17 protein-coding genes and 1 riboswitch are annotated in these 15,155 nt (G+C 69.0%); of the genes, 10 read left to right on the top strand and 7 right to left on the bottom strand.

Going from position 1 to position 15,155, the window contains the following annotated elements; genetic code table 11:
* Window positions 1-14 precede the first annotated feature (14 nt).
* Window positions 15-800, bottom strand: a complete 786-nt coding sequence (locus ACZY0X_RS07780; RefSeq protein WP_463769136.1) for a DUF3027 domain-containing protein — start codon at window positions 798-800, stop codon at window positions 15-17.
* Between the two features lie 200 nt (window positions 801-1,000).
* On the opposite strand from ACZY0X_RS07780, the gene ACZY0X_RS07775 reads away from it, so the two are divergent.
* Together ACZY0X_RS07775 and ACZY0X_RS07770 are read left to right on the top strand one after the other, a co-directional pair.
* Complete coding sequence (locus tag ACZY0X_RS07775) at window positions 1,001-2,611, top strand: MFS transporter (protein WP_463770549.1); 1,611 nt, start codon at window positions 1,001-1,003, stop codon at window positions 2,609-2,611.
* Window positions 2,608-3,096, top strand: coding sequence for a DUF2771 domain-containing protein (locus ACZY0X_RS07770; protein ID WP_463769134.1), 489 nt, complete (start codon window positions 2,608-2,610; stop codon window positions 3,094-3,096). Before ACZY0X_RS07775 ends, ACZY0X_RS07770 begins: the two co-directional genes overlap by 4 nt.
* Here ACZY0X_RS07770 and ACZY0X_RS07765 read toward each other — a convergent pair.
* Window positions 3,093-4,097 (bottom strand): glutathione S-transferase family protein, encoded by a 1,005-nt coding sequence (locus ACZY0X_RS07765; RefSeq protein WP_463769132.1) that lies wholly within the window; start codon window positions 4,095-4,097, stop codon window positions 3,093-3,095. The two genes, ACZY0X_RS07770 and ACZY0X_RS07765, sit on opposite strands and share 4 nt — an antisense overlap.
* Window positions 4,098-4,185: 88 nt before the next feature.
* Window positions 4,186-4,602, bottom strand: a complete 417-nt coding sequence (locus ACZY0X_RS07760) for a cold-shock protein (protein WP_241403196.1) — start codon at window positions 4,600-4,602, stop codon at window positions 4,186-4,188.
* 158 nt (window positions 4,603-4,760) lie between these two features.
* Between ACZY0X_RS07760 and ACZY0X_RS07755 the strand changes: the two genes are divergently transcribed.
* From ACZY0X_RS07755 to ACZY0X_RS07740, 4 genes are all read left to right on the top strand, one after another.
* Window positions 4,761-5,165 (top strand): YccF domain-containing protein, encoded by a 405-nt coding sequence (locus tag ACZY0X_RS07755; RefSeq protein ID WP_354523565.1) that lies wholly within the window; start codon window positions 4,761-4,763, stop codon window positions 5,163-5,165.
* On the top strand, window positions 5,162-6,223 hold the full coding sequence (moaA, locus tag ACZY0X_RS07750; protein WP_463769130.1) for a GTP 3',8-cyclase MoaA: 1,062 nt from the start codon (window positions 5,162-5,164) through the stop codon (window positions 6,221-6,223). Before ACZY0X_RS07755 ends, moaA begins: the two co-directional genes overlap by 4 nt.
* A gap of 2 nt (window positions 6,224-6,225) precedes the next feature.
* The gene (locus ACZY0X_RS07745; protein WP_463769128.1) at window positions 6,226-6,477 is read left to right on the top strand and encodes a MoaD/ThiS family protein; all 252 of its coding nucleotides are present in this window, start codon (window positions 6,226-6,228) and stop codon (window positions 6,475-6,477) included.
* Window positions 6,478-6,720: 243 nt separating this feature from the next.
* A riboswitch (cyclic di-AMP (ydaO/yuaA leader) is annotated at window positions 6,721-6,900 on the top strand.
* Window positions 6,901-6,909: 9 nt separating this feature from the next.
* Window positions 6,910-8,325: a transglycosylase family protein gene (locus ACZY0X_RS07740; RefSeq protein WP_463769126.1), complete on the top strand. Its 1,416-nt coding sequence runs from the start codon at window positions 6,910-6,912 to the stop codon at window positions 8,323-8,325.
* Between the two features lie 26 nt (window positions 8,326-8,351).
* On the opposite strand, the gene ACZY0X_RS07735 is transcribed toward ACZY0X_RS07740, so the two are convergent.
* The 4 genes from ACZY0X_RS07735 to ACZY0X_RS07720 are packed head-to-tail and all read right to left on the bottom strand — an operon-like array spanning window position 8,352 to window position 9,976.
* Window positions 8,352-8,777 carry a molybdenum cofactor biosynthesis protein MoaE gene (locus tag ACZY0X_RS07735; protein WP_463769124.1) on the bottom strand — a complete coding sequence of 142 codons (426 nt, stop codon included), beginning with the start codon at window positions 8,775-8,777 and terminating at the stop codon, window positions 8,352-8,354.
* Window positions 8,774-9,256 carry a MogA/MoaB family molybdenum cofactor biosynthesis protein gene (locus ACZY0X_RS07730; protein ID WP_463769122.1) on the bottom strand — a complete coding sequence of 161 codons (483 nt, stop codon included), beginning with the start codon at window positions 9,254-9,256 and terminating at the stop codon, window positions 8,774-8,776. The genes ACZY0X_RS07735 and ACZY0X_RS07730 overlap by 4 nt, the downstream gene beginning before the upstream one ends.
* Before the next feature lie 25 nt (window positions 9,257-9,281).
* Window positions 9,282-9,710, bottom strand: a complete 429-nt coding sequence (moaC, locus tag ACZY0X_RS07725) for a cyclic pyranopterin monophosphate synthase MoaC (RefSeq protein WP_463770547.1) — start codon at window positions 9,708-9,710, stop codon at window positions 9,282-9,284.
* Between the two features lie 56 nt (window positions 9,711-9,766).
* A complete protein-coding gene (locus tag ACZY0X_RS07720) occupies window positions 9,767-9,976 on the bottom strand; it encodes a hypothetical protein (protein ID WP_241403189.1) in 210 nt (69 codons plus the stop codon).
* Between the two features lie 57 nt (window positions 9,977-10,033).
* On the opposite strand from ACZY0X_RS07720, the gene ACZY0X_RS07715 reads away from it, so the two are divergent.
* The 4 genes from ACZY0X_RS07715 (at window position 10,034) to ACZY0X_RS07700 (ending at window position 15,109) form a co-directional block, all read left to right on the top strand.
* Window positions 10,034-12,292: a helicase-associated domain-containing protein gene (locus ACZY0X_RS07715; RefSeq protein ID WP_463769120.1), complete on the top strand. Its 2,259-nt coding sequence runs from the start codon at window positions 10,034-10,036 to the stop codon at window positions 12,290-12,292.
* A 78-nt stretch (window positions 12,293-12,370) separates the two neighbouring features.
* Entirely contained in the window at window positions 12,371-14,020 is a 1,650-nt protein-coding gene (locus tag ACZY0X_RS07710; protein ID WP_463769118.1) for a DNA repair helicase XPB, read from the top strand.
* Entirely contained in the window at window positions 14,017-14,367 is a 351-nt protein-coding gene (locus ACZY0X_RS07705; protein WP_463769116.1) for a VOC family protein, read from the top strand. The genes ACZY0X_RS07710 and ACZY0X_RS07705 overlap by 4 nt, the downstream gene beginning before the upstream one ends.
* A gap of 97 nt (window positions 14,368-14,464) precedes the next feature.
* Window positions 14,465-15,109 (top strand): hypothetical protein, encoded by a 645-nt coding sequence (locus tag ACZY0X_RS07700; RefSeq protein ID WP_463769114.1) that lies wholly within the window; start codon window positions 14,465-14,467, stop codon window positions 15,107-15,109.
* The last annotated feature ends 46 nt before the right edge of the window (window positions 15,110-15,155 follow it).

Here is a 15,155-nt window from a genome sequence, read left to right as displayed (position 1 = left end):
CCGCGGAGGCCTAGCTACGGGTCGGTGAGGTCGATCACACCGTCGTCGAACGGCTCGAACAGCGGCGAGCCGATCTGCGCGGCAGGCGGTGTGTCCGAGTGCGCACCGCAGCCGTACTCATCCGCCACCACGTGTCCGTCGGCCGACATGTCGTTGGCGCACACACCGAACATCCTGCCCAGTGATCCGGCCAGCGGGAGGTAGAAACCGCAGTCGCGGCACACCTTGCGGGTGGACTTGGCCATCGCCGATCCCGGCCCGTAGTCGCCCTCAAACCAGCGCTGCGCCGCCTCGACGCGGCCCAGATCGCTGAGCACCTGCTTGCGGCCAAGGCCGATCTCGCCAGCGAGTTCGTCGAGTTCCTCGTCACCGGAGGATAGGAACCCCGGCACCAGACGGGGATCGTTGGGCGGCGGTGCCAGCAGGTCACCGGGGCCCAGATCGCCCGGCTGCACCCGCTCGTGCCACGGGACCCACTTCGGCGCCAACAGCGCCGTCGGCCCGGGAACCAGCACGACCTCGCTGACCGTCGCGTGGTCTGCGCCCGGATACGCGGCCACCACAACGGCCCACTGCCAGCCTTGATAGCCCGGCATGTTCGCGAGGAAGCGGTGCGTGGCGGCGGTCAGATCGTCGAAGCTCGCGCCGAGGTATTCGCCGACCTGATCCTCGGCTGCCTCCCCCGAGGCGTCGACGATCGCGGAGCGCGCCAAGTCCACGGCGCCCATCAGCACCGCGGTGAGATCCACCGAGTTAATCGGCGAAGCGGCTGCGGAGTCGAGCTCGGCGGGTTCGGTCATGCTGTCCATCACAGTCGATTCTGCCTGACGCAGGGCGAGCAAAGCCACACCGGCTGCCCTGCGGGCCGCCGTCTGGTGCATGGGGAACAATCGAGAGTGTGAACGGACCGCGTCATGACCCCGCCGATCAGGGGGACCCGCGGCATCACCAGTACCACCCGCCACGGCCGCCCACCGACCGTGGCGCCGAACACCCGGGGATGGCCAACTACCCCAGCGGCGACGCCGAGTACCGCCGGCGGACCCGTCGAAATTCATCGTCGGAGAGCGCGAACCGCTGGCTGCCACCGCTCGACGAACCCCAGGGCCAGCAGAGCTACGAGAGATACTCCGACTCGCCGCGCGCCGGCGTGGGCCAGAGCGCCGGGCAGCGAGTCACCGTCACCCGTGCGGCCGCACAGCGCAGCCGCGAGATCGGATCCAAGGCGTACGGCCTGTTCCATCGTGCGGCCACCGCCGACGGCGCTGACAAATCCGGGCTGACCGCACTGACATATCCCGTGATGGCCAACTTCGCGGCCGACTCCGCGATGGCTGTCGCGCTGGCCAACACCCTGTTCTTCGCCGCCGCCTCCGGGGAGAGCAAGGGCAAGGTCGCGCTCTACCTACTGATCACCATCGCCCCGTTCGCCATCATCGCCCCGCTGATCGGTCCCGCCCTGGACCGGCTGCAGCACGGCCGCCGCGTCGCGCTGGCGTTGTCATTCGGATTGCGCACCGTGCTGGCAGTGGTGCTCATCGCCAACTACGACGGCGCCAACGGCAGCTTCCCGTCCTGGGTGCTCTACCCCTGCGCGCTCGGCGCCATGGTGTCGTCGAAGTCGTTCAGCGTCCTCCGCAGCGCGATGACGCCTCGCGTGCTGCCACCGAGCATCGACCTGGTTCGGGTGAACTCGCGGCTGACCGTGTTCGGGCTGCTGGGCGGCACCATCGTGGGCGGGGCCATCGCCGCGGGCGTGGAGTATCTGTTCAACATGTTCGGACTGCCCGGCGCGCTCTACGTCATGGTTGCGGTGACGGTGGCCGGCGCGGTGCTCTCGATGCGGATACCGAAGTGGGTGGAGGTCACCGAGGGTGAGGTGCCCACCACCTTCAGCTATCACGGCCCCACCGAGAAGCTCGGCCGGACCGTCGACGGCCACCCCGTCAGGCCCGGCAAGCCCGCCCGACAACCCATGGGCCGCAACATCATCACCTCGTTGTGGGGCAACGTCACCATCAAGGTCATGGTCGGGTTCCTGTTCCTCTATCCGGCCTTCGTCGCCAAGTCCCACGACGCCAGCGGGTGGGAGCAGCTGCGCATCCTGGGGCTGATAGGCGCGGCCGCGGCCATCGGAAACTTCGCGGGCAACTTCGCCAGCGCGCGCCTGCGTCTCGGCCATCCCGCGAAGCTGGTGGTGCGTGCGGTGACCGCGGTGACCGCCGTGGCGCTGTTGACCGCGGTCACCGGCAACCTGTACGTCGCCGCGTTCGCCACTCTCGTCACGTCGGGAGCGAGCGCGGTGGCCAAGGCCTCGCTGGACGCCTCGCTGCAGGATGACCTCCCCGAGGAGTCCCGTGCCTCGGCATTCGGCCGGTCGGAGTCCCTTCTGCAGTTGGGCTGGGTGTCCGGCGGCGCGATGGGCGTGCTGATCTACACCGACCTGTGGGTAGGGTTCACCGCGATAACCGCCGTCCTCATCCTCGGCCTGGCCCAGACGTTGGTGAGCTACAACGGCGACTCGCTAATCCCAGGCTTTGGCGGTAACCGCCCAGTGCTGGCCAACCAGGAGGGCGGACGGATGAACTCGGCGCCGGTGTCCCGAAAGTGAAGAAGGTCATCGCGGTACTGGGCGTCGTGGCGGTGCTGGCCACGGCGGCCACGGCGGTGTTGATCTGGCAGCTCAGCCGCGGTCATCACGCCGGGCATCCCGAGATCAGCGCGTACACGCACGGTCAGTTGGAGCGCGTCGGGCCGTACCGCTACTGCGACGTCTACGACCTCAACCGCTGCGACATCCCCGAGACCGTCGGCGAGCTCAACGTCTCGTCGGGTGATCCCGTGCAACTCTCGGTGCCCCCGGCCATCGCACGTGCCCCGTGGGTGCTGCTGCGGTCCTACGAGGACGGGAAGTCCGAGGACACCCAGGAGTTCCGGCCCGACAGCAAGATCGCCGTGACCATCCCGACCGTCGACCCGCACCGCGGCAGGCTCACCGGCATCGCGGTAATGCTGCCCACCCTGGTGCGCGACGAGCAGGACAACCAGTTCCCGTGGCCGCACGCCGAGTGGTCGGTCCGGACCGTCTGGTCCTAGCCGGCCCCGTGGCCCTCGGGCACGCGCTCACCCTCGCGCGTCGGCCCGGGTGGGGTGCCGTCACCGAACGGCCTGCCGCCCAACGCCTCTCGACCGTGCGGGTCGAGCCAGTCGGCGAGTTCGGGCCCCTTGGGCACGATGCGGGTCGGGTTGATGTCGGCGTGCACGATGTAGTAGTGCGCCTTGATTTGCACGAAGTCCACGGTGTCGCCGAATCCGGGCGTCTGGAACAGATCACGCGCGTAGGCCCACAACACCGGCATCTCGGCGAGCTTGGCCCGATTGCACTTGAAGTGGCCGTGATAGACGGGATCGAAGCGCGCCAGCGTGGTGAACAGCCGCACGTCGGCCTCGGTGATGGTGTCCCCCACCAGGTATCGCTGACCACTCAGCCGCTCGGTGAGCCAGTCCAGAGCGGTGAACAGTCGGTCATAGGCGGCGTCGTACGCCTCCTGTGAACCGGCGAAGCCGCACCGATAGACGCCGTTGTTGACCTCGGTGTAGACGCGCTTGGCGACCTCATCGATCTCGGCGCGCAGCGGTTCGGGGTAGAGCTTCGGCGCGCCGTCGCGGTGATACGCCGTCCACTCCGTCGAGAGGTCCAGCGTCATCTGGGCGAAGTCGTTGGTGACGACCGCTCCGGTGGGCACGTCGACGATCGCCGGCACCGTGATGCCCTTCGGGTACTGCGGATCGCGCTTGAAGTAGGCGTCCTGCAGCCGCGGAATCCGCAGCACCGGGTCCACACCGCCGGGATCCAGGTCGAATGTCCAGGACCGCTGGTCATGTGTCGGCCCGCAGAACCCAATGGACAGAACGTCTTCCAGCCCCAGTAGCCGACGGACGATGATCGCACGGTTCGCCCACGGGCAGGCCCTGGCGACCACCAGACGGTATCTACCCGGCTCGACGGGATAGCCGTCTCTACCGTCGGCGGTGATGCGGGTGGAGATGTAGTTGGTGTCTCGGGAGAACTCGCCCTTGGGGTTCACGTAGCTCACCCACCCAGTCTTGCGCGCCGAACGTGAACTCGTGTGTGAGAAATCAGCGCGAGTTCGCACATTTCTTCACGCTCGGCGGACACCAGACCTAGGCGTCGAGTTCCTGCGCGACGGCCTTGACCACCTCGGACACCCGGCGCGCGATCTTGCGGTCGGGGTAACGCCCCTTGCGCAGCTCGGGCTGCACCGCTCCCTCGAGCAGTGTGATCATGTCCTCGACCATCCCGTGCAGCTCATCGGGGGTGTGCTTGCGCTCGACGGCCGATGAGGCGGCCTCGCGGCGCGTGCGGGTCAGGCTCGGTGGCGGGTCGAGCACCTTGACGCTCAGCGCCTGGGGCCCGCGCCGTCCCGCGGCGATGCCGAACTCGACCTTTTGGCCGGGCTTGAGTTCCTCGACCCCCGACGGCAGAGCCGACGAACCGACATAGACGTCCTCGCCCTCTTCCTGGGAAAGGAAGCCGTAACCCTTGTCGGCGTTGTACCACTTAACCTTGCCGGTCGGCACTGGAGTTCACCCGCTCGTCATCTCGCTGGACATCATCAATAACATCATTAACGCGTCCCGCCTAAGCAGGACGCGAATGCCGACGATCCTACTCGGACGCCGCCACGGCCAGCGACCCCTTTGGTCGGTAGCCTGAGAACCACCGCAGGAGGAAGACAATGCGCCTGATACTGAACGTCATCTGGTTGATCTTCGGCGGCCTGTGGCTCGCGCTGGGGTACTTCCTCGCGGGGATCATCTGCTTCATCCTCATCGTCACCATCCCCTTCGGCTTCGCCGCGTTCCGCATCGGCGTCTACGCGCTGTGGCCGTTCGGCTACACCGTGGTCGACAAGCCCGGCCCCCGCCCCGGTGCGCTGATAGGCAACGTCATCTGGGTCATCGTGGCGGGTATCTGGCTGGCCATCGGCCACGTTCTGACCGCCATCGCAATGGCGATCACCATCATCGGAATCCCGCTGGCACTGGCGAATCTGAAACTGATCCCGGTCTCACTGTTCCCACTCGGCAAGGAGATCGTCCCCGCCGACGTCGCGTCGGGCCGCCTGGGAGCGTCAGCATGACCCCGACCAATCTCGGCCTGCCAACGGTGCAGCGCCCCCGCGGACCGGTGTCCGAGGCGCCGGCCGACGGCCCCCTGCTCGACACCTTTGGGCGCGCGGCCAAGGACCTGCGCGTCAGCCTCACCGACCGCTGCAACCTGCGCTGCACCTACTGCATGCCCGCCGAGGGGCTGGACTGGCTTCCCGGGGAGCAGCTGCTGACCGCGGCCGAGCTGGCCAGGCTGCTGGGCATCGCCGTCACCCGCCTCGGCATCACCAACGTGCGGTTCACCGGCGGCGAGCCCCTGGTGTCGAGCCATCTGGAGGATGTGATCGCCGCGGCGGCAGCACTGCGACCCCGCCCCCAGATCGCGTTGACCACCAACGGCGTCGCGCTGGCCCGGCGGGCGGCGAAGCTCAAGGCGGCGGGCCTGGACCGGGTGAATGTCTCACTGGACACGGTGGACGCCGCGCGGTTCACCCACATCACCCGGCGTGACCGGCTCACCGACGTCCTCGAGGGGCTCGCCGCCGCAGCGGCCGCGGGCCTCGCACCGGTGAAGGTCAACGCAGTGCTGGATCCCGTGACGGGTCTCGACGACGCGGTGCAACTGCTGAGGTTCTGCCTGCTGCACGGCTATCAGTTGCGCATCATCGAGCAGATGCCGCTGGACGCCGAACACCTGTGGCGCCGCGACGAGAACATCACCGGCGCCGACATCCTCGGCGCGCTGCGCCGCCACTTCGATCTGCAGCCCGATAGCGAGCCCCGAGGATCCGCCCCCGCGCAGCTCTGGCGGGTCGACGGCGGGCCAGCCACAGTCGGCGTCATCGCGTCGGTGTCGGAGTCCTTCTGTTCGGCATGCGACCGCACCCGCCTCACCGCCGACGGCCAGATCCGAAGCTGCCTGTTCTCCACCGAGGAGACCGATCTCAAGCGACTACTGCGCTCCGGCGGATCAGACGACGCGATCGAGAGTGCCTGGCGGGCCGCGATGTGGGCCAAGCCAGCGGGGCACGGCATCAACGAGCCCGGCTTCGTACAGCCGGACCGGCCCATGAGCGCGATCGGGGGCTGACGGTGCTTGAGGTGACCATTCGATACTTCGCTGCCGCGCGCGCCGCTGCCGGCACGGAGTCGGAAACGCTGGGCCTGGCGCCCGGCACCACCATCGACGGCCTGGTGGGAGCGCTGCGGGGCCGGAGCGCCGACCTGGCCAGCGTGCTCGACCGATGCTCATTCCTCTGCGACGGCATGGCCGTACGGGACCGCACCGCGCGGCTCGCAACAAATCAGACGGTCGATGTCTTGCCACCGTTCGCCGGTGGATAATCGTGATTTGCGTCACATAACGAAATGGTCACGAACTGGCCACCACCAGTAGTTATGTGTCTGAACTCCAGGGGAAACGTCCGAGCGGCCTGCGCCTTTAAAGTCCTCATAATATTTGCCAGAACCGGAAACGCCGTGGGCGGCAAAAGATGACGGGACTGGGCCTACCCGTTAGCGTCAGACCCCAAGCCACTTGACCCCCATTGGGTGGCCCGCTGTGCCCGATTACGCCGAACTTCCATCCGTTGGGCACGGCTGACAACAACTTCGTGGATGGAGGCGGGGGACCCAACCGGTCCACCGAGCAATAAGGACCAGGGATCGCATGCGATCCCTTGGGGTGAAGCCGACACTCGTGCCGGCCGGGCAACCTCTTGAGCCCGAACCCGACAGCTGACCTCGTAGGCGTGGACGAGAGGACTTCTTGTACCTATGAGTGCACGGCACCGTAAGCCAACTGCATCCCCCACTGCGAAAAGCGTCGCCAAGATCGCCTTCACTGGCGCGGTGATCGGCGGCGGCAGCCTTGCCCTCGCCGGACAGGCAGGCGCTGCGACCGACGGCGAATGGGACACCGTCGCAAGTTGTGAATCCGGTGGAAACTGGGCCATCAATACCGGCAACGGCTACCAGGGTGGGCTGCAGTTCTCGCCCGGCACCTGGTCGGGCCACGGCGGTGGCGAGTACGCCCCCGCCGCGCACCTTGCCAGCAAGGACCAACAGATCGCCGTCGCTGAGCGCGTGCTGGCCTCGCAGGGCCGCGGCGCATGGCCCACCTGCGGCCGCGGACTCTCCGCATCGACACCGCGCAACGTTCTCGCCGATGCCCCGCAGCCGCTCGACAACCCCCAGATCAACGGCGAACTGCCGCCCGCTCCCGAGCTGTGGGCAGCACCCGTCCCGGCCGCCCCGCCGGCTCCCGAGTTGCCGCCGCCGCCCGAGGGCTTCATGCCGCTGGACGCACCGCTGCCGGAGGCCCCTCCGCCACCGCCGCCCGCACCCGACCTTCCCCCGCCGCCCCCTGAGGGTGCCGTGCCGCTGGACGCACCGCTGCCCGTCGATCCGGCCCTCGCACCGCCGCCCGCACCCGACCTGCCGCCGCCGCCCCCCGAGGGCGCCGCACCGCTGGACGCACCGCTGCCCGTCGATCCGGCCCTCGCACCGCCGGCCGACCCGGCCGTCATGCCACTCGACGCACCGATCGATCCCGCGCTGACCGTCGGCGCCCCCGCACCTGTCGACCCGATGCTTCCCCCGCCACCGGCTCCGCCGGTGATCGAGGCAGCCAACTGGGACGTCGCACCGGAGGCACCGGCCCCCGTCGAGCAGCCTGAGGTCTGGGCATTGCACGCGGGTGACCTCGCACTCGACCCCGTGCTTCCCGCGCCGCCACTGCCTCCCGTCCCGCCGGCACCTGCCGCAGCGCCGGCAGCCGCAGCCGATCCACTGGCGCCGCTGAACGCCGTGGACAGCACGGCGCCTGTCGCCGAGGCCGCAGGCACGCTTCCCGCGCCGGCAGAGGGCACCCCGCACATCCCCAGCCCGGATGCGCTTCCCCCGGGGTCCACGATGGATCCCAGCGCCCAGGGCAACGAGCGCCCCAATGTCAGTTACCTCAAGGATCTGTGGCAGGCCGTGCAGAGCCAGGAGATCAGCGGCAAGGAAGCCCTGATCATGGGTATCGCTCAGCGTGGCATGAACACGCCGTACCCCGAGCAGGCTCCGGGCCCGAACGTTCCGCTCGGCCCCGTCGATCCGGCTGCCGGACCGCCGCCACCTCCCGGGGCTCCCGTGCCGGCACCTGGACCCGCACCGGTTCTTCCCGAAGCACCGCTGCCCCCGGCGTAGTCACGCAGGGGTGGGTCGGTGCGCGGTTAGGCCGAGCCGACCCACTCCTCGGTGCCGTCGGAGAAGTACTGGTGCTTCCACACCGGTAACCGCTCCTTGACGGTGTCGACGAGCAGCGCGCACGTCTCGAATGCGGCCTTTCGATGATCGGCGGACACAGCGGCGACCAACGCCGCATCACCGATGTGCAGGGTGCCGATGCGGTGGCTCACCGCGATCGCACGGACGCCCTGACAGCTGCTGGCGATCTCCTGGGCCACGTCGGTCAGAGTCTGCAGCGCGGTCGGGTGTGCCGAGTACTCCAACCGGACGACGCTTCGTCCTCCGTCGTGATCGCGCACCACACCGGAGAATCCGACCACGGCCCCTGCGGCCTCGTGGGAGACCAGTGCCTCGTACTCGGCAAGGTCGATCGTCTCCTCGGTGAGCGCGACGCGCAGCACTTCGGTCATCGTGGGTGGTCCCCTCCAGAGAGTTGGTCAAGGGCGTGCTCGAGCACATCGGCAAGGACGCCGAGCCCGTCCTTCACACCGCCGGGAGAGCCCGGCAGGTTCACAATGAGCGTCCCGTCCCGCACTCCGCACACTCCGCGTGACAGCACGGAGGTGGGCACATGCGGCAGTCCGGAGCGCCGGATGGCATCGGCCAGCCCGGGAATCTCGTAGTCGACGATCACCGCGGTCGCATCTGCGGTCCCGTCGGTGGGCGAGATACCCGTGCCACCAGATGTCAGGATCAGGTTGACCCGCTCGTTGACAGCACCTATCAGCGCCCGGCTGACCGCGACACCGTCGGACACCACGGTCGGGGGCGCCACATCGAAACCACGCTGGGTGAGCCAGTCAACGATGACGGGACCGGTGCGGTCCTCGTAGACGCCGGCAGCGGCGCGAGTCGAGGCAATGACGACCCGGGCGGTGCGAGGTGTCATCGACGGCTCTGCGCGCGAGCGGCCGTCACTGCCGCTCCCAGGCCCCGGTCTTGCCGCCGTCTTTGCGCACCACGGCGATGCCATCGATGATGGCGGCCGGGTCGACGGCCTTGAGCATGTCGTAGAGCGTCAGCGCGGCCACGCTCACCGCGGTGAGTGCCTCCATCTCGACGCCCGTGCGGTCGGTGGTGCGCACCGTCGCGGTGATTTCGACATCGGTTGTGCCGATGGAGAACTCGACGTCGACTCCGGTGAGTGCGAGTTGGTGGCACAGCGGGATGAGGTCGCTTGTTCGCTTGGCGGCCAGGATGCCCGCGATGCGCGCGGTTGCCAGCGCGTCACCCTTGGGCAGTCCGCCGGATGCGATGAGTTCGACGACGTCGGCGCGGGTGCGCAGCGTTCCCGTCGCGACGGCGGTGCGTTTGGTCGCGTCCTTGCCGGTCACGTCAACCATGTGCGCCGCGCCCGATTCGTCCAGGTGCGAGAGCCGATGCGGTTGGGCTGCCACGGCTATCTGTTGACGACGGTGACCGGGTGCATATACGGCAGCTGCTCAGCGGGCAGCGGGAACGTCACCTCGCCGAACGGCGACAGAGCGCCGGTCCGGTCGGTCGCGAGTTCGCTGACGGCGTGATCGCCGTCCTCGACGGCCGGCCAGCCGTTGTCGACGTAGTGCTTCTGGGCCTTGTCATTAGCCTTCTTGTCAGCCACGCCCCACATTGTGACAGGCGCATCGATGACAGGCGAGACCGGTCGGCTGGCTTAGGCTGGTGGTCAATGACCGAACCCAACTCCGCGATACCGTTGGGCGCCTGGTTGGCCGACCTGTCCGACGAACAGCTGATCCGACTGCTGGAGTTGCGACCCGACCTCACGCAGCCGCCGCCCGGCTCGATCGCGGCCCTGGCCGCCAGGGCGCAGTCCCGGCAGTCGGTGAAGGCCGCCACCGACGACCTCGACTTCCTGCACCTGGCCGTCTTGGACGCGCTATTGCTGCTGCAAGCCGACGCCGCGGCGGTGCCCGTGGCCAAATTGCTCGCGACGTTCGGCGGGGGCAAACACACCTCCACGCAGATCACGGCGGCCATCGATGGCCTGCGAAGCCGCGCCCTGGTGTGGGGCGATCCGGCCATCCGCGTCACGGCCGAGGCCACATCGGGTCTGCCGTGGTACCCGGGCCAGGTCACCCTGGAGTCCGCCGACACCGACGCCGCCACCATCGCTGAACGACTCTCGGGCGTGGGCGCCGCGGAACGCGATCTGCTGGAGCGCCTGGTCGACGGGTCCCCGGTCGGACGGACCAAGGACGCCGCACCCGGCACACCACCCGAACGCCCCGTGCAGCGGCTGCTGGCGGCGGGCCTGCTGCGACAGGTTGACGACGACACCGTGATCCTGCCGCGCCTGGTCGGCCAGGTGATGCGTGGCCAACAGACCGGCCCAAGCGGAATCGATCCGCCCGACCCCGTCGTGACCACGATGAAGCCCGCCGACGCTGACGCGACCGCCGCGGGCGCGGCCATCGACATGCTGCGCGAGGTCGAGGTGGTGCTGGAGGCGATGTCGGGTGCACCGGTGCCCGAACTGCGCAACGGCGGTCTCGGCGTGCGCGAGGCCAAGCGACTCACCAAGACGACAGGCATCGACGAGCAACGCCTCGGGCTGATCCTCGAGGTCGCCGCGGCGGCGGGCCTGATCGCCGTGGGCCTGCCCGACCCCGAACCCGCCGACGGGGCGGGCAGCTTCTGGGCTCCCACGGTGGCGGCCGACCGGTTCATCGAGTCCTCGACGGCCACCCGCTGGTACCTGCTGGCCTCGACGTGGCTGGAACTGGCTGCGCGCCCAAGCCTCATCGGTGAGCGCGGGCCCGACGGCAAGCCGTATGTCGCGTTATCCGACTCGCTGTACTCGACCGCCGCACCGCTGGATCGCCGATTGTTCCTGGAGGTTCTCGCTGACCTGGCGCCCGGTGCCGGCGTCGACGCCGCCAGTGCCGCCGCGGCGCTGGCGTGGCGACGGCCGCGGTGGTCGGCACGACTTCAGCTCGCACCCGTCGCGGCGCTGCTCACCGAGGCGCATGCGATGGGCGTCGTCGGCCGCGGCGCGATCGCGACGCCGATCCGTCTGCTGCTCACCGACGCGTCCGAGGACGAGGTCACGGCGGCGATGACCAAGGTGCTGCCCAAGGCCATCGACCACTTCCTCCTCCAGGCCGACCTGACCGTCGTCGTGCCCGGCCCGCTGGAACGCGATCTGGCCGAGAAACTCTCAACGGTCGCCACCGTCGAGTCGGCGGGCGCGGCGATGGTGTACCGGATCAGCGAGACGACAATCCGGCGGGCACTCGACGGCGGGTCCACGGCGGCCGAATTGCACGCGTTGTTCGAACGCCATTCCAAGACACCCGTGCCGCAGGGCCTGACCTACCTCATCGACGACGTCGCGCGACGCCACGGCCAGCTGCGGGTCGGAATGGCGTCGTCATTCGTCCGGTGCGAGGACCCCACCCTGTTGGCCCAGGCGGTCGCCGCGCCCGCGATGGCGGCCGTGGAGATGCGGACGCTGGCTCCCACCGTGGCGGTGTCGGCGGCCCCGATCGCCGACGTACTCGCCGGCCTGCGCGCGGCAGGTTTCGCACCCGCTGCCGAGGACTGGTCGGGAACGATCGTCGACATCCGGGCCCGAGGCGCTCGGGTCGCGGCGCCGAGCCGCAGGCGCGGCTACCGGCCGCTGTCGACGCCGAACGCACAGACCCTCGGTGCCATCGTCGCGGTGCTGCGCAAGATGGCGTCAGCGCCGGTCGGTGGGTCGCGGCTGGACCCCGCGGAGGCGATGGCCCAGCTGCAGTCGGCCGCGCACCGGCAGGCGTCGGTGGTCATCGGTTACGTCGACGCGGCCGGTGTCGCGACGCAACGGGTGGTGGCCCCCGTCAACGTCCGGGGCGGCCAACTGACCGCGTATGACCCGGCGGCGGGCCGGGTGCGCGAGTTCGCGATTCACCGCGTGACGTCGGTAGTGTCCGCCGAGTCGGGATAATGGGTGAGATGACCGACCAGCGAGAAGCGAAGCGGGATCGCGCATGACCGACCAGCGAGAAGTGAAGCGGGATCGCGCATGACCGACGGACCCCTGATCGTGCAGTCCGATAAGACGGTGCTGCTCGAAGTCGAGCACGAGCTGGCGGGTGAGGCGCGAGCGGCCATCGCGCCGTTCGCCGAGCTGGAGCGCGCTCCCGAGCACATCCACACCTACCGCATCACTCCCCTGGCGCTGTGGAACGCGCGCGCGGCCGGCCACGACGCCGAGCAGGTCGTCGACGCCCTCGTGTCGTTCTCGCGGTACGCCGTGCCCCAACCCCTGCTGGTCGACATCGTCGACACCATGGCCCGTTACGGCCGTCTGCAGCTGGTGAAGAGCCCCGTGCACGGCCTGATGCTGGTCAGCCTGGACCGCGCCGTGCTCGAGGAGGTCCTCCGCCACAAGAAGATCGCCCCGATGCTCGGCGCCCGCATCGACGATGACACGGTGCTCGTCCATCCCAGCGAGCGCGGGCGCGTCAAGCAGATGCTGCTGAAGATCGGCTGGCCCGCCGAGGACCTGGCCGGATACGTCAACGGTGAGGCGCATCCGATAACCCTCGACCAGGACGGCTGGGATCTGCGCGACTACCAGCAGATGGCCACCGACTCGTTCTGGGCGGGCGGGTCCGGGGTGGTTGTGCTGCCGTGTGGCGCGGGCAAGACGATCGTCGGCGCGGCGGCGATGGCCAAGGCCGGGGCCACGACGTTGATCCTCGTGACCAACACGGTGGCCGGGCGGCAGTGGAAGCGCGAGCTGATCGCCCGCACCTCGCTCACCGAGGAGGAGATCGGCGAGTACTCCGGTGAACGCAAGGAAGTACGGCCGGTGACCATCGCTACCTACCAGGTGATCACCCGCCGTACGAAGGGTGAGTACCGCCACCTGGAGCTCTTCGACAGCCGCGACTGGGGCTTGATCATCTACGACGAGGTGCACCTGCTGCCCGCGCCGGTGTTCCGCATGACCGCAGACCTGCAGTCTCGGCGTCGACTGGGCCTGACCGCGACGCTGATCCGGGAGGACGGCCGCGAGGGCGATGTCTTCAGCCTGATCGGGCCGAAGCGGTACGACGCCCCGTGGAAGGACATCGAGGCCCAGGGCTGGATAGCTCCCGCGGAGTGCATCGAGGTGCGGGTGACGATGACCGACAACGAGCGCATGCTCTACGCGGTCTCCGAACCCGAGGAACGCTACAAGTTGTGCTCGACGGCGCACTCCAAGATCGCGGTGGTGAAGTCGATCCTGGCCCGCCACCCCGATGAGCCGACGCTGGTGATCGGCGCCTACCTCGACCAACTGGACGAGCTGGGCACCGAGCTGAATGCGCCCGTGATCCAGGGTTCCACCAAGAACGCCGAGCGCGAACTGTTGTTCGACCAGTTCCGGCGCGGTGAGATTCAGACCCTGGTCGTGTCCAAGGTGGCCAACTTCTCCATCGACCTCCCGGAAGCCTCCGTGGCGGTTCAGGTTTCGGGCACCTTCGGATCGCGGCAGGAGGAGGCGCAGCGGTTGGGCCGGTTGCTGCGACCCAAGGCCGACGGCGGTGGAGCGATCTTCTACTCCGTGGTCTCGCGGGACAGCCTGGACGCCGAGTACGCCGCGCACCGACAGCGCTTCCTGGCCGAGCAGGGCTACGGCTACATCATCAAGGACGCCGACGACCTGTTGGGACCTGCGATTTGACCGTGCGGCGGGTGGTTCCGATCCTCACCGTCGATGACGTCGATGCGGCCCGCGGTACCTACATGGCAACGCTGGGGCTCATCGAGGTGATGAACCACGGCTGGATAGTCACCCTGGCAGACGCCGAGCGCACCCATCAGTTGAGCCTGATGACCAACGACCGCACCGCGACCGTCAATCCGACGGTCTCGGTCGAGGTCGATGACGTCGACGCAGCGCACCGCGACGCGCTGGCCGCAGGTCTGGAGATAGTGCATCCCCTGACGGACGAGGAATGGGGCGTGCGGCGGTTCTTCTTCGCTGACGGTGCGGGCAACGTCGTCAACGTGCTGAGTCACCGCGACTAGGTAACGGTCTCGGCCAGCACCACCTCGGGCCCGCCCCACTCATCGACTTCTCCCGCGACATCACACAGACCCGCGTGAGGCGCTAACCTCGACACTCATGACTGGACGACAGCGCATCCGCGCCTCCTCGACCACGAACGCCGCCAGGATGACACTGGCCGGCGTGGCCGTCAGCCTGGGCGCACTGGTTCTGGCGGGGCCCGCCGCCGCAGAACCCGTGGACCCGGCCGTGCCGGTCCCGGTGCCTGTGACGCCGGGGGCACCTCCCCCCGCACCCGGACAGCCCGTCATCGTGGCTGCCGACGACCCCGCACCTCCGCCCGCGCCACCACCGGTCGGCGAGCCGATGGTGCCGGAGGTTGCGAACCAGGTCTACGGGTCCGGTAAGTCGTCCGGCCCGCTGGGCTTCCTCAGGGATGCCTGGCACCAGGCCCAGGACCCGTACGGATTCCAGGGCATGGCGCCCGGTGAGGTGCCCGCTGCCACCCCACCGCCGCCCGGGGCCGGTGCAGCACCACCGCTGCCACCCGGATACCAGTCGTTGACCGACCCGGCGTCCAACGGCCCTGCGCCGACGGCGACATACGAGGGTGGGCCGCCTCTGCCAGAGGGGTACTACTCACTGAACGGGCCACCGCCGCCCGGGTACTTCGATGGACCTCCGCCCGCGCCGGCTCCCGTGCCGGGTGGGTACCAGCCGAGAGTGTCGCCCCCACCGCCGCCACTGCTGCCGACGCCATAGCTCGAACCCCGCTGTGAGGTAACGCCTTCCAGCTGCAAGCAAACAT

The sequence above is a fragment of the Mycobacterium sp. IDUB_39 genome, from assembly GCF_055419205.1.
This window is presented reverse-complemented; position numbering and strand designations above follow the sequence as displayed.